General features: G+C 69.1%; 13 protein-coding genes. All 13 read left to right on the forward strand.

Annotation, left to right across the window (positions count from 1 at the left end):
• Window positions 1–59: 59 nt before the first annotated feature.
• Entirely contained in the window at window positions 60–1,253 is a 1,194-nt protein-coding gene (locus tag DID99_RS12075) for an acyl-CoA dehydrogenase family protein (protein WP_124522000.1), read from the forward strand.
• Window positions 1,254–1,263: 10 nt separating this feature from the next.
• Window positions 1,264–3,024 (forward strand): FAD-dependent oxidoreductase, encoded by a 1,761-nt coding sequence (locus tag DID99_RS12080; protein WP_124666780.1) that lies wholly within the window; start codon window positions 1,264–1,266, stop codon window positions 3,022–3,024.
• Window positions 3,021–3,539, forward strand: coding sequence for a flavin reductase family protein (locus DID99_RS12085; RefSeq protein ID WP_044845681.1), 519 nt, complete (start codon window positions 3,021–3,023; stop codon window positions 3,537–3,539). Before DID99_RS12080 ends, DID99_RS12085 begins: the two co-directional genes overlap by 4 nt.
• A 39-nt stretch (window positions 3,540–3,578) precedes the next feature.
• A complete protein-coding gene (locus DID99_RS12090; protein WP_124570887.1) occupies window positions 3,579–3,800 on the forward strand; it encodes a hypothetical protein in 222 nt (73 codons plus the stop codon).
• A gap of 10 nt (window positions 3,801–3,810) precedes the next feature.
• Window positions 3,811–4,878, forward strand: coding sequence for a ferredoxin--NADP reductase (locus tag DID99_RS12095; RefSeq protein WP_124666781.1), 1,068 nt, complete (start codon window positions 3,811–3,813; stop codon window positions 4,876–4,878).
• Window positions 4,879–4,924: 46 nt separating this feature from the next.
• Window positions 4,925–6,511, forward strand: a complete 1,587-nt coding sequence (locus DID99_RS12100; RefSeq protein ID WP_124666782.1) for a FadD3 family acyl-CoA ligase — start codon at window positions 4,925–4,927, stop codon at window positions 6,509–6,511.
• A 37-nt stretch (window positions 6,512–6,548) separates the two neighbouring features.
• Entirely contained in the window at window positions 6,549–7,322 is a 774-nt protein-coding gene (locus DID99_RS12105; RefSeq protein ID WP_124521994.1) for an SDR family NAD(P)-dependent oxidoreductase, read from the forward strand.
• An 821-nt stretch (window positions 7,323–8,143) separates the two neighbouring features.
• The gene (locus DID99_RS12110; RefSeq protein WP_409362213.1) at window positions 8,144–8,791 is read left to right on the forward strand and encodes a hypothetical protein; all 648 of its coding nucleotides are present in this window, start codon (window positions 8,144–8,146) and stop codon (window positions 8,789–8,791) included.
• Between the two features lie 509 nt (window positions 8,792–9,300).
• The gene (locus tag DID99_RS12120) at window positions 9,301–9,537 is read left to right on the forward strand and encodes a FitA-like ribbon-helix-helix domain-containing protein (protein ID WP_014899176.1); all 237 of its coding nucleotides are present in this window, start codon (window positions 9,301–9,303) and stop codon (window positions 9,535–9,537) included.
• Window positions 9,524–9,940, forward strand: a complete 417-nt coding sequence (locus tag DID99_RS12125; RefSeq protein WP_185733764.1) for a type II toxin-antitoxin system VapC family toxin — start codon at window positions 9,524–9,526, stop codon at window positions 9,938–9,940. The genes DID99_RS12120 and DID99_RS12125 overlap by 14 nt, the downstream gene beginning before the upstream one ends.
• A gap of 249 nt (window positions 9,941–10,189) precedes the next feature.
• On the forward strand, window positions 10,190–11,086 hold the full coding sequence (locus tag DID99_RS12130) for a VOC family protein (RefSeq protein ID WP_044845676.1): 897 nt from the start codon (window positions 10,190–10,192) through the stop codon (window positions 11,084–11,086).
• Between the two features lie 9 nt (window positions 11,087–11,095).
• Entirely contained in the window at window positions 11,096–11,989 is an 894-nt protein-coding gene (locus DID99_RS12135; protein ID WP_124666784.1) for a CoA transferase subunit A, read from the forward strand.
• A gap of 10 nt (window positions 11,990–11,999) precedes the next feature.
• Complete coding sequence (locus DID99_RS12140; RefSeq protein ID WP_124521986.1) at window positions 12,000–12,797, forward strand: CoA-transferase subunit beta; 798 nt, start codon at window positions 12,000–12,002, stop codon at window positions 12,795–12,797.

Consider the following 12,797-nt stretch of genomic DNA (forward strand, 5'->3'; position numbering starts at 1 on the left):
ACTTAAAGAGAGACCGGGGTGGGCGCCGCCGCGCGCGCTCCGTATCACAGGAGACATTCGTGCATCGCGACAACGATTCGAACGCATTGGCCGCCACGCTGATCGCCCGGGCCGAGGCGCTCGCGCCGACGCTGGCCGGCCGCGCCGCGCAGGCGGAAGCGCAGGGCCGCATCCCGGCCGAGACGATCGCCGACATGCAGGCCGCCGGCTTCTTCAAGGTGCTGCAACCGAAACGCTACGGCGGCTACGAGCTCGATCCGCAAACCTTCTTCGACATCCAGATGGCGCTCGCGCGCGGCTGCATGTCGACGGCATGGGTGTACGGCGTCGTCGGCGTGCACAACTGGCAGCTCGCGCTGTTCGACGAGCGCGCGCAGCAGGACGTGTGGGGCAAGGATTCCGCGACGCTGATCGCATCGACCTACATGCCGGTCGGCCGCGTGACGCCGGTCGAAGGCGGCTTCCGGCTGTCCGGCCACTGGAAGTTCTCGAGCGGCAGCGAGCTGTGCGAATGGGTGTTCCTCGGCGCGCTGGTGCCGCCGGCCGAGGCCGGCCAGCCGCCGGAATACCGCACCTTCCTGCTGCCGAAATCCGACTACCGGATCCAGCAGGACTGGGACGTGCTCGGCCTGCGCGCGACCGGCAGCCACGACATCGTCGTCGACGACGTGTTCGTGCCCGCGTACCGCACGCACAAGGCGATCGACGGGATGATGGGCACGAGCCCGGGCCTGGCCGTCAACGACGCGCCGCTGTTCAGGCTGCCGTTCGCGCAGATCTTCGTGCGCGCGGTGTGCACCTCGTGCATCGGCGCGCTGCAGGGCGCGCTTGACGATTTCACCGGCTATGCGGCCACGCGCGTGTCGGCCAACAGCGGCACGAAGACGACCGACGATCCGGGCGCGCAGAACGCGTGCGCGAACGCGGCCGTCGCGATCGACGAGATGAAGGTGCTGCTCAAGCGCAATTTCGCGGAACTGATGGCGTCGGTGACGGGTGGCCCGGCCGTGTCGATCGAGCGTCGCGTGCATTTTCGCTACCAGTCCGCGCAGGTCGCCGAGCGTTGCGCGCAGGCCGCGAACGCGCTGCTGCGCTATGCGGGCGGCAACGGCATCTACCACCGCAATCCGCTGGTGCGCCGCTTCCTCGACCTGCACGCGGCCCGCGCGCACTACGCGAACAACGTGGACCGCTTCGGCCAGAACCTCGGCGCCGTGATGCTCGGCCGCGAGAACACGGACTACTTCATCTGACGAGGCGGCGATGAACGACACGCAAGCGCAGCAATACGTGTTCGACGTCGTGGTCGTCGGCTCGGGCGCAGGCGCGCTGCTCGCGGCGTGCCGCGCGGCCGACCGCGGGCTGTCCGTCGTCGTGATCGAGAAGACGGCGCTGTACGGCGGCACGTCGGCGGTCTCGGGCGGCGGCATCTGGGTGCCGTGCAATCACCATATCGCGGAACTCGGCGCGACCGACACGCGCGAGGCTGCGAGCCGCTATCTCGACGCGTGCACGGCCGGCGCATCGTCGCGCGAGCGGCTTGACGCGTATCTCGACCAGGCGCCCGAGATGCTGCGCTACCTCGAAACGAAGACGCCGGTGCGCTACCAGGCGCTGCCGAAGTACGCGGACTATTTCCAGAAGCTGCCGGGCGCGATGCCGGGCTATCGCGCGCTCGATCCGCTGCCGTTCGACGGCGGGCTGCTCGGCGACGAACTCGACCGGCTGCGTCCGCCGTCGCCCGGCACGCTGATCGGCGGCCGCGTCGCCGTGACGTCGAAGGAGGCGCACACGCTGTTCTCGCGCGGGCCGGGCTTCATGAGGCTCGCGATCGCGCAGTTCGGCCGCTACTGGCTCGATTTCGGCGTGCGCCGCCGCACGCGGCGCGACCGGCGCCTGACGCTCGGCAACGCGTTGATCGGCGGGCTGCGCCGCGCGCTGCTCGAGCGCAACGTGCCCGTGTGGCTCGACACGCCGATGCGCGACCTGCTCGACGTCGACGGCCGCGTGACGGGCGTGCGTGCGCAGCGCTTCGGGCAGCCCGTGACGATCGCCGCGCGGCGCGGCGTGATCCTCGGCGCGGGCGGCTTCGAGCGCAACCAGCCGATGCGCGAACGCTACCTGCCGCAACCGACGCAGATGCAATGGAGCGCGACGCCGCCGGCCAACACCGGCGACGCGATCGCCGAAGGCCACCGGCTCGGCGGCGCGCTCGCGCTGATGGAACACGTATGGGGCGCGCCTACGGTCGGCGTCGCGGGCGAGGAGAAGCAACGCGCGCTGTTCGTCGAGCGCAACCTGCCCGGCTGCGTGATCGTCAACGGTCTCGGCAAGCGCTTCGTCAACGAAGCCGCGCCGTATTCGGAATTCGTGCCGGCGATGTATCGCGACCATGCGCGCACCGGCGCGTGCGTGCCGGCGTGGATGGTGTTCGACGCGCGCTTTCGCCGCAAGTATCCGTGCGGGCCGATCATGCCGGCGTCGATGATGCCCGATTCCCGCATTCCGGACGCATTTCGCGGCGTGCTCGTGAAAGCCGACACGATCGATGCGCTCGCCGTGCGGATCGGCGTCGATGCGGCCGGGCTGCATGACACGCTGCGCGACATGGCGCGTTACGCGGCAACCGGTATCGACGAAGCGTTCGGCAAGGGCGACAACCTGTTCGACACGTACTACGGCGATCCGAAGAACCGGCCGAATCCGTGCCTGGGGCCGGTCGACGAGGCGCCGTTCTACGCGGTGCGGATCGACGCGGGCGACATCGGCACGAAGGGCGGGCTCGTCACCGACGCGCAGGCGCGCGTGCTGCGCGCCGACGGCACGCCGATCGACGGCCTCTATGCAATCGGCAACACCAGTGCATCGGTGATGGGCGCGAGCTACCCCGGCGCGGGCTCGACGCTCGGTCCGGCGATGACCTTCGGGTTCATCGCCGCCGACCACCTGGCCGCGCAAGCGGCCGACGCCGGCGGCCGGTCAGCCCGGCCGTCCACGACAGAACTTGACGGAGTCCAATCATGAGCGATCTCACCACCCATCCGCTGCGCACCGACATGCTGCTCGCGATGCGCCGCCTCGCGCGCTCCGTCACGGTCATCAGCAGCGCGCACGACGGCCGGCGCTACTCGATGTCCGCGACGGCGGTCGATTCGCTGTCGACCGATCCGCCGTCGCTGCTGATCTGCATCAACCGCAATGCGTCGCTGTATCCGCCGCTCGATGCGGGGGCACCGTTCTGCGTGAACGTGCTGTCGGCACGGCATGAAGGCATCGCGATCGATTGCAGCGGCCGCCTGAAGGGCGAGGCGCGCTTCACGACCGGCGAGTGGCACACGTCGCCGCTGGGTGTGCCGTATCTGCACGATTCGCAGGCGAGCCTCGTGTGCGAGCAGGACGGCCGCTTCGAATACGGCACGCATACGGTGTTCATCGGGCGCATTCGCGAGGTGCTGATGAGCGGTGACGTCGATCCGCTCGTCTATCTCGACGGTGCGTACACGACGCCCGGCGCGCCCGCGGCCCGCGCGGCCGCGTGACGGCGGTGCGCGTTTTTCCGCATCGGAACGAGACGATCAATGACACGCAGATTGAACCGCAATATCGAGAATGGTGCGGACACAACGATCGTGCACGAGTTCGTGCAGCTGATCGGCGCGGCGGCAACGCAGGTACTGAACGCGTTCGCCGGTGTTGCGCCAGCGCTGGCGCTGGCGTCGAACGACGCGCGGTGCCGCGCGGGAGAAGCCGGCTGGCATACGGCTTCGGCGGGTGCGGCCGGCGCGGCTCGCACTGCATGAGGAGCCGGCGATGAGCGATCCCCGTTTTCACCGGCTGACCGTGGCCGACGTCATCGCCGAAAGCGACGACGCGTGCTCGTTCGTGTTCGACGTGCCCGCCGCGTTGCGCGATGCGTTCGCGTATCGGCCCGGCCAGTTCCTGACGCTGAACGTGCCATGCACGGACGCGACCGTCGCGCGCTGCTACTCGCTGTCGAGCGCGCCGGGCATCGACGCGGCGCCGAAGATCACCGTCAAGCGCGTGCGCGACGGCCGTGCGTCGAACTGGCTGTGCGACCGCATTCGCGCGGGCGATGCGCTCGACGTGCTGCCGCCGGCCGGCGTCTTCACGCCGCGTACGCTCGACGGCGACCTGCTGCTGTTCGCGGGCGGCAGCGGCATCACGCCGGTGCTGTCGATCCTGAAATCGGCGCTCGTGCACGGCCGCGGGATGCTGACGCTGATCTATGCGAACCGCGACGAGCGCGCGGTGATTTTCCGCGACGAACTGCGGCAGCTCGCGCACCGTCATCCGGGCCGCCTGCGCGTGATCCACTGGCTCGACAGCGTGCAGGGCGTGCCGCAGCAGCGGCATCTCGAGGAACTCGCGCGGCCGTTCAGCCAGCAGGAGACGTTCATCTGCGGGCCGGCGCTGTTCATGGAGAACGCGCTCGCCGCGATGCTCGGCCTCGGGCTGCCGCGTGCGCGCGTGCATGTCGAGCGCTTCGCGTCGCTGCCCGATGCGCCGGCGCAGGGCGATCCGGCGGCACCGGCCGCAACGGCGGCGACGTCCGGCGATGACGATCGCGACGGCGACGGTGAAGGCGCGGCGATCGAGACGGTGCTCGACGGCGAGGCGTTCGCGTTCGACAGCGCGCCCGGCGAAACGCTGCTCGACGCGATGCTGCGCGCCGGCCTGCCTGCGCCGAATTCCTGCCGGATGGGGCAGTGCGGCGCGTGCATGTGCCGCGTCGAACGCGGCGCGGTGACGCTCGACAGCAACCACGTGCTCGACGACGACGAGATCGCGGCGGGCTGGACGCTCGCCTGCTGCGCGCGGCCCGCGAGCGACGCGCTGCGCGTGGTGTTCCCCGATTGAGCCGCGACGTGTCGATGGCACCGACGGCAACCCTGTTTCGACGCATATGACGATGGACAACGAAATCCTCACCACGCCCGCGCTGATCGCGCGGGCTGCCGCGCGCCACGGCGCGCATCCGGCGATCGAGTCGGAGCACGGCCGGCTGACCTACGCGGAACTCGACGCGGCGCGTCTCGAGGCGGCGCGCGCGCTCCTCGCGAGCGGCATCGACGCCGGCGACCGGGTCGCCGTATGGGCGCCGAACCTGCCGCAATGGATCGTCGCGGCGCTGGCGATCCACACCGTCGGCGCGATCCTCGTGCCGGTCAACACGCGGATGAAGGGCATGGAGGTGGGCGGCATCCTGCACGACGGCGGTGCGCGGCTGCTGTTCTGCTGCGGCACCTTCCTCGGCGAATCCTATCCGGCGCTGCTCGCGCCGCACCGGCCCGCGACGCTCGAACGCGTCGTCGTGTTCGACGGCGAGCCGCCGTCCGGCGCGCACGATGAAAGCTGGAATGCATTCCTCGCGCGCGGCGCGGCGGTGCCGCTCGCCGCCGTGCGCGAGCGGGAGGCGCAGGTGACGCCGGATACCGTGATGGACCTGATGTTCACGTCCGGCACGACGGGCCGCCCGAAGGGCGTGATGACCGCGCACGGACAGAACCTGCGCGCCGCGCAGGCGTGGGCGACGATCGCCGGCGTGCGCCGGGACGACCGCTACCTGATCGTCAATCCGTTCTTCCATACGTTCGGCTACAAGGCCGGCTGGCTCGCCGCGCTGTCGAGCGGCGCGACCGTGCTGCCGCATCTCGTGTTCCAGCCGGCCGACGTCTTGCGCCGCATCGCCGACGAACGCGTGTCGGTGCTGCCCGGGCCGCCGACGCTGTACTACGCGCTGCTCGATGCGCCCGATCGCGCGACGCGCGACCTGTCGTCGCTGCGGATCGCGGTGACGGGCGCGGCCGCGATCGCGCCGAGCCTGATCGAGCGGATGCGCGCGGAGCTCGGCTTCGAGACCGTGCTGACCGGCTACGGACTGACCGAATCGTGCGGGTTCGCGACGCTGTGCCGCCACGGCGACGACGCGGAGACGGTCGCCTCTACGTCGGGCCGCCCGATGCCGGGTGTCGAGCTGCGCATCGCGGGGCCGGACGGCGCGGCGCTCGGGCCGGACGAGACCGGCGAGATCTGGGTGCGCGGCTACAACGTGATGCGCGGCTACTTCGACCAGCCGGATGCGACGCGCGAAGCCGTCGACGCCGACGGCTGGCTGCATACCGGCGACCTCGGCTGTGTCGACGCGAACGGCAACCTGAAGATCACCGACCGGATCAAGGACATGTTCATCGTCGGCGGCTTCAACTGCTATCCGGCCGAGATCGAGCGGCTGCTGGCCGCGCATCCGGCGATCGCGCAGGTCGCGCTGGTCGGCGTGCCCGATACGCGGCTCGGCGAGGTCGGACATGCGTATGTCGTGTTGCGTCCCGGCGCGCACATCGATGCCGACGCACTGAACGACTGGGCGCGCAGCAACATGGCGAACTACAAGGTGCCGCGGCATTTCACGTTCGTCGAGCAACTGCCGACGAGCGCGGCCGGCAAGGTGCTGAAGTACCGGCTGCGCGCGGGCACCGAAGCGGCGGCCTGAACGCCGGCGCACGGCACGAAATCAACGGGACGAACGGATGAACGACAACGGATTTCCGCAGGGCGCGGTACTCGTGTTCGGCGGCAGCGGCGGAATCGGGCAGGGCGTCGCGCTCGAATTCGCGCGCGCCGGCGTGCCGGTCGCGCTCGGTTACCGCAGCAAGGCCGAGGTGGCCGAGCGCGTCGCGCGCGAGGTGTGCGCCGCAGGCGTCGCGGCCACCACGCATTGCGCGGACGTGACCGCTCCCGCGCAGATCGATGCCGCGCTCGCGGCCGCGATCGGCGCGCACGGCCGCGTGCACACGATCGTGTGGGCGGCCGGCCCGTTCGTGAACCAGCGTCGCATCGGCGACATGACGCACGACGACTGGCGCCGTGCGATCGAGGTCGAGACGGTCGGCTTCTTCAATGCGGCGAAGGCCGCGTTGCCGCATTTCCGTGCGTCGGGCGGCGGGTCGTTCGTCACGCTCGGCTCCGCCGGACATCTGCGCTGGCCGGATCGCGACGGCTTGTCGGTCGCGCCGAAGGCGGCGAACGAGGCGCTGGTGAAGGGGCTCGCGCGCGAGGAGGGCCGTCACGAGATTCGCGCCAACTCGATCCTGGTCGGCGTGATCGAGGCCGGGATGTTTCCGGTGCTGCTCGAACAGGGGCAGTTCGACCAGGCGTGGATCGACGACACGCAGAAGATGCTCGCGCTCAAGCGCTGGGGGAAGGCGCACGATATCGGGCGTGCGGCGGTGTTCCTCGCGTCGGATCGCGCGAACTACATCACGGGGCAGCAGTTGAACGTCTCGGGCGGGTACGGGTTGTAGCGGATGCGCGGAGCCCGCTCGGGAGAGCGGGCCCGGCAGACGAACGTTCGGTTGCTTTCGGCGCCGAATCCGCTGTATCGATCCCGGATCTTCGCGCCGCAGGCGCCCGGGAGCGACTGCCCGCATGCATGCGTCGAAGCGCATGAACGGCCGTCTCGGCGGCAACTGGTTGCGCGCGCACCGTCCTCGGTATTCACCCTGATCCGCGCTGCGCGCTTCTCGCATCCTGACCACGCGCGACTCGCGCGAGGTCACGTCGATGAAACATTTCCTGCCATGCGTGACGTCACACGTGCTTGCACGCCGTTGCGATGTCGCGCGTGCCGACAGCCGCGCGTGCTTGCCCGGCGCGCGTCGCGGCACCCGATGCATCGCTCCGCTGCATCGGGCACGGTGCTGACGTGCCGAAAACAGATGCGTTCCTGAAACATTTCCATCGATTCTCCCCCGCATCACCGCGGACGTTTGGCCGCGACGCTTGTCCCGTGCCGGTTCGCGCCGCATGGCACATGCCTTGCGGTTAGGTCGGGGCCGCTCGACACAATCGCGACTGATGGCAACGACAAATCGCGGGAGCGGCACGTAACGACATCGAAATCGAAATATCGGGGATCGGATCGAGCCGCGGGATAGCGGCCCGTCGTGCCGGACACGCTGCGTCGTATCGGCGGCACGCACGGGCATCGTACGCTCGATCCGTCAAACAGCAAGCTTGCTTGCAAGATGTCGTGCCGGGGGACCCGCCGCGCGTGGCGACATGCGCTGCACGTGGCGGGTCGGCGCGCCCGGCACATGTCGGGGGGACGCCCGTGAAAATGACAATGAACCAATGGGCAGCGCTGGCGATGGTAGTCACGGCCGGCGCGCACGCACAGGAAATCTACCTGCAGGGCGGCACGCAGGGCGTCGGCATCGGCGCGGCCGTCAGCTTCAATTCGGTGCTGGGCGCGCACGCGGATTTCAACGCGATCAATCTGACGCATGACTTCACGGTGGCCGGCAACCGCTACCAGGACGACATCAAGTTGCGGCAAGGCGGCCTGTATGCGGACATCTTTCCGTGGCGCGGCAGCGGCTTTCGCGCGACGATCGGATTGCGCTTCAACGACGACGATATCCGCGGCGTGTCGGTGCCCACCGACGGGACCTACGTGTTCGCCGGCAAGCGTTATCCGGCGCTCCCCGGGATGTACGCGGTCGCGGAGGCACGCTATCCGACCGTGATGCCGTATGTCGGGATCGGCTACGGGCACCGGCCGGCGTCGAAGGGCCTCGGTTTCGTCGCCGACCTGGGCGTCGCGTACGGCATCCCGCGCTGCTCGTACACGCTGTCGCCGCAACTCGCCGCGGCGGCCGGACCGCAGAAGAGCCAGATTCTGACCGCCAGCGGCCTCGACGAACTGAACCGGGTGATGTCGCGGTATCGGTGGTACCCGGTGCTGCAGATCGGGATCTCGTACCGGTTCTGAGCGGGACGCGCGTTATGGCACGGCCGCGCTCCGGCCGTTCGACGCTTTCGTGCCGTGGCCGTATCCGCAGACCTTCCCGTTGCCCGTTGCTCGACTGCCGGAACGTCCGGCCGAACCGGCTCGAATCGATTGTCCTGGCACTCACCTGGACCGTGCCGGCCCAGGCGTTCGTCGCAGTCGTTACCGGCACGATGTCGCCGATCGCGTCCGTGATTCTGGTCGCGGTGCTGGTGATGGTCGTGCGGCGCGCGTCGGACATCCCCCACCGGCGCAGACTATCCGTCGGTGAATGGCCATTCGGCCGTCTTTTTTCGTCGCCGCGGCTGGATTACCTTGGTCAAAAGCAGTTCGACGCGTCGGGCCGACGGCGGAACGTGGGTGGCTTCATGCCGTCTGCTGCCGCTGGCCAACGCCGACCACCGGCTCCCGTCCGATCACGACGATGATAGCAATGCTTGCAAATCACCGCGTTGGCGCTATCATTGATAGCAATCTGGATGGAGGGACTCATGGCAAATCTTCTGGTGCGTAACGTGGATGACAGTATCGTTCAGAGCCTTCGAGAGCAGGCTGCGGCGAACGGCAGGAGTGCCGAGGCCGAACATCGGGCCATTCTGGCCGATGCGCTCGGCCGGCCGAAGCGAAGGACATTCGCGCAAGTGCTGATGAGCATGCCGGACGTCGGCGAAGACGCGGATTTCCAACGTGTTCAGGATTCCGGCGAGGTCAGGCGTGTTTTTGATTGATACGAACGTCATCAGCGAGATCAGGAAGGGCAAGCGAACCAACCGCGGCGTGCGCGCGTTCTTCAGGCAGGCCGAGGCCGACGCGAGCCCGCTTTACCTGTCGATCGTCACGGTGGCCGAACTTCGGCGCGGCGTCGATCTGATCCGCCATCGCGGCGATCATCCGCAGGCGTCGGCGCTCGAGGCATGGATGGCGACGATTCTGTCCGGCTATGCGTCGAACATCCTACCGGTCGATCTCGAGACCAGCCAGATGTGGGGCCATTTGCGTGTGCCCGACCCGGCCCACGCACTCGACAAGCTGATCGCGGCTACCGCGCTGATCAACGATCTCACGGTCGTCACGCGCAATGTCGACTATTTCGCCCGCACCGGCGTCCGGCTGCTGAACCCGTTCGAGTGAGCCGGGTTGCCGCGTCGCGGCAATCCGCCATCGCTTCCCGCCTTCTTCCCTTGCGCGTTCTCCGTCGCGCATCGCCCGCTTGCAACCCGTATCGCCGGGCTTTAGCGCGCGTCCGATTCCCGGTCCTCTCCCGGCCGGCGTCGTCCTGAAAGACCCGCCCGCTCTCGTCCCAACAGACGATGTGACGCCATCCCCGACCGGCCAGAATCCTTTCACGAACAACGGATTCTGAACCTGGAGGAGGCCGACATGATCGATGTCCGTGCGCTCGGCTACGTCGTCGTCGAGGCGACCCGCGTCGATGCGTGGCGCCGCTACGCGGAAGACGTGCTGGGCATGCAGGTGCTCGACGCGCCCGACGGCGCGCTGTACCTGAAGATGGACGAGCGCGATTTCCGCTACGTGATCGTCCCCGGCGCGACCGACCGCTATTTCGCGTCGGGCTGGGAATTGCCCGACGGCGCCGCGTTCGACGCCGCGCTGACGGCACTGCGGCAGGCGGGTGTCGAGGCCGTGCGCGCCACGCGCGACGAAGCCGCGCTGCGCCGCGTGCAGGCGATGGCGTGGTGCACCGACCCGTCCGGCAACCGCCACGAGTTGTACTGGGGCGCGCGCTGCGACTTCCGCCGTTTCGTGTCGCCGCTGGGCGTCGCGCGCTTCGTCACCGGCGACATGGGGCTCGGCCACGCGGTGCTGCCCGCGCCGCAGTTCGACGCGACCGACGCGTTCGTGCGCGGCGTGCTCGGCTTCGAGCTGTCCGACATCTACCGCGTGAAGTTCACGCCGGACCCCGCCGAACCCGAGAAGCGCATTCACTTCATGCACTGCCGCAACGCGCGCCATCACAGCCTCGCGCTGTTCGAGATGGCGGTGCCGTCGGGCTGTGTGCACGTGATGGCCGAAGTCGACTCGATGGACGAAGTCGGCCGCGCGCTCGATCGGGTCGCCGCGCACGACGTGAAGATGTCGGCGACGCTCGGCCGCCACTGCAACGACCAGATGATCTCGTTCTACATGAAGACCCCCGGCGGCTTCGATCTCGAATACGGCTTCGGCGGCCTCACGGTCGACTGGTCGAAGCATGCGGTGTTCGAGGCCACGAAGGTGAGCCAGTGGGGCCACGATTTCAGCATCGGATACCGGTAAGCCAGCACGATGACGATGAAACCTCTCGACAAGACGATGTCCGCGCGCGACGTGGTCGCGCAACTCGCCGACGGCATGACGATCGGCATCGGCGGATGGGGGCCGCGGCGCAAGCCGATGGCACTGGTGCGCGAGATCGCGCGCTCGAACCTGAAGGACCTGACGATCGTCGCGTACGGCGGCGCCGACATCGGCCTGCTGTGCGCGGCCGGCAAGGTGCGCAAGGCGGTGTTCGGCTTCGTGTCGCTCGACGTGATTCCGCTCGAGCCGCATTTCCGCCGGGCCCGCGAACAGGGCCGCGTCGACGTGCTGGAACTCGACGAAGGGATGCTGCAGCTCGGCCTGCGCGCGGCCGCCGCGCGCCTGCCGTTCCTGCCGACGCGCGCCGGGCTCGGCACCGCGCTGCTCGATCACGCGCCGCAGCTGCGCACGGTGCAATCGCCGTACGACGACGGCGAAACGCTGCTCGCGATGCCGGCGATCGAACTCGACGTCGCGCTGCTGCACGTGAACGCGGCCGACCGGATGGGCAACACGCGCATCGACGGTCCCGATCCGTTCTTCGATGCGTGGATGGCGCGCGCCGCGCGGCGCTGCTACGTGTCGGCGGAAACGGTCGACGTGTCGCTCGCGAGCGACGACCTCGACGCCGCGCGCCGCAATCCGTTCGAGCGCTCGCTCGTCACCGGCGTCGTGCATGCGCCGGGCGGCGCGCACCCGACGTCGTGCGGGCCGGACTACGGCTGGGACCTGCCGCACCTGCGCGCGTACTGCGCCAGCGCGGAAGACGACGCGAAAACGGCGGCTTACCTGCGCGACGTGGTCGGCCAGGACGAGCGCCAGTATCTCGAAGGCGTCGGCGGGCTGTCGCACGTGACGACGCTGCCGTTGCCGATTCTGTAAAGGAGCGCCTGTGAGCGAATCTCTCGACCATTCCCTCGCGGAACTGATGATCGTCGCGTCCGCGCGACTCTGGCGCGACGACGGCGAAGTGCTGGCGACCGGCATCGGCACGGGCCCGCGGCTCGCGGCCGGCCTCGCGCGGCTCGCGTACAACAGCGGGCTGATGCTGACCGACGGCGAAGCGTATCTCGTCGAGGCGCCGATCCCTCTCGGGCCGCGTCCCGACGGCTATCGCGTGCAGGCGAGCGGCTGGATGACCTACGAGCGCGTGTTCGACTGCCTGTGGCACGGCCGCCGTCATGCGCTGGTGATGCCGACGCAGATCGACCGCTTCGGCCAGGCGAACATCTCGTGGCTCGGCGACGACTACACGCGTCCGAAGACGCAGCTGCTCGGCGCGCGCGGCTTCCCCGGCAACTCGACGAACCACGCGAACTCGTTTTTCGTGAGCGGCCACGGCAAGCGCACGTTCGTCGCAGGCGAAGTCGACATGGTGTGCACGGTCGGCTACAACCCGGCGCGCCGGCTGCCCGGCATGAAGACCTTCGTCGACCTGCGCAGCATCGTCACCGACCTGTGCGTGATGGATTTCGGCGGGCCCGACCACGCGATCCGCGTGCGTTCGCTGCATCCGGGCGTGAGCTTCGACGAAGTGCAGGACGCGACCGGCTTCCCGCTGATCGCGGCGCCCGACCTCGGCACGACGGCCGCGCCGAATGCGGAAGACCTGCGCATCGTGCGTGCGCTCGACCCTCACAACCTGCGCGCGACGATCGTGCGCAACAATCCGGCGCCGCGCCGCGGATGA

The sequence above is a fragment of the Burkholderia sp. Bp8986 genome (assembly GCF_003854225.1).
In the GTDB taxonomy this organism is placed as follows: Bacteria; Pseudomonadota; Gammaproteobacteria; order Burkholderiales; family Burkholderiaceae; genus Burkholderia.

Coding starts and splice junctions, on each gene's coding strand:
- DID99_RS12080 (WP_124666780.1), top strand. CDS start 1,264: ATGAACGACACGCAAGCGCAGCAATACGTGTTCGACGTCGTGGTCGTC.
- DID99_RS12085 (WP_044845681.1), top strand. CDS start 3,021: ATGAGCGATCTCACCACCCATCCGCTGCGCACCGACATGCTGCTCGCG.
- DID99_RS12090 (WP_124570887.1), top strand. CDS start 3,579: ATGACACGCAGATTGAACCGCAATATCGAGAATGGTGCGGACACAACG.
- DID99_RS12095 (WP_124666781.1), top strand. CDS start 3,811: ATGAGCGATCCCCGTTTTCACCGGCTGACCGTGGCCGACGTCATCGCC.
- DID99_RS12100 (WP_124666782.1), top strand. CDS start 4,925: ATGACGATGGACAACGAAATCCTCACCACGCCCGCGCTGATCGCGCGG.
- DID99_RS12105 (WP_124521994.1), top strand. CDS start 6,549: ATGAACGACAACGGATTTCCGCAGGGCGCGGTACTCGTGTTCGGCGGC.
- DID99_RS12110 (WP_409362213.1), top strand. CDS start 8,144: ATGAACCAATGGGCAGCGCTGGCGATGGTAGTCACGGCCGGCGCGCAC.
- DID99_RS12120 (WP_014899176.1), top strand. CDS start 9,301: ATGGCAAATCTTCTGGTGCGTAACGTGGATGACAGTATCGTTCAGAGC.
- DID99_RS12130 (WP_044845676.1), top strand. CDS start 10,190: ATGATCGATGTCCGTGCGCTCGGCTACGTCGTCGTCGAGGCGACCCGC.
- DID99_RS12135 (WP_124666784.1), top strand. CDS start 11,096: ATGACGATGAAACCTCTCGACAAGACGATGTCCGCGCGCGACGTGGTC.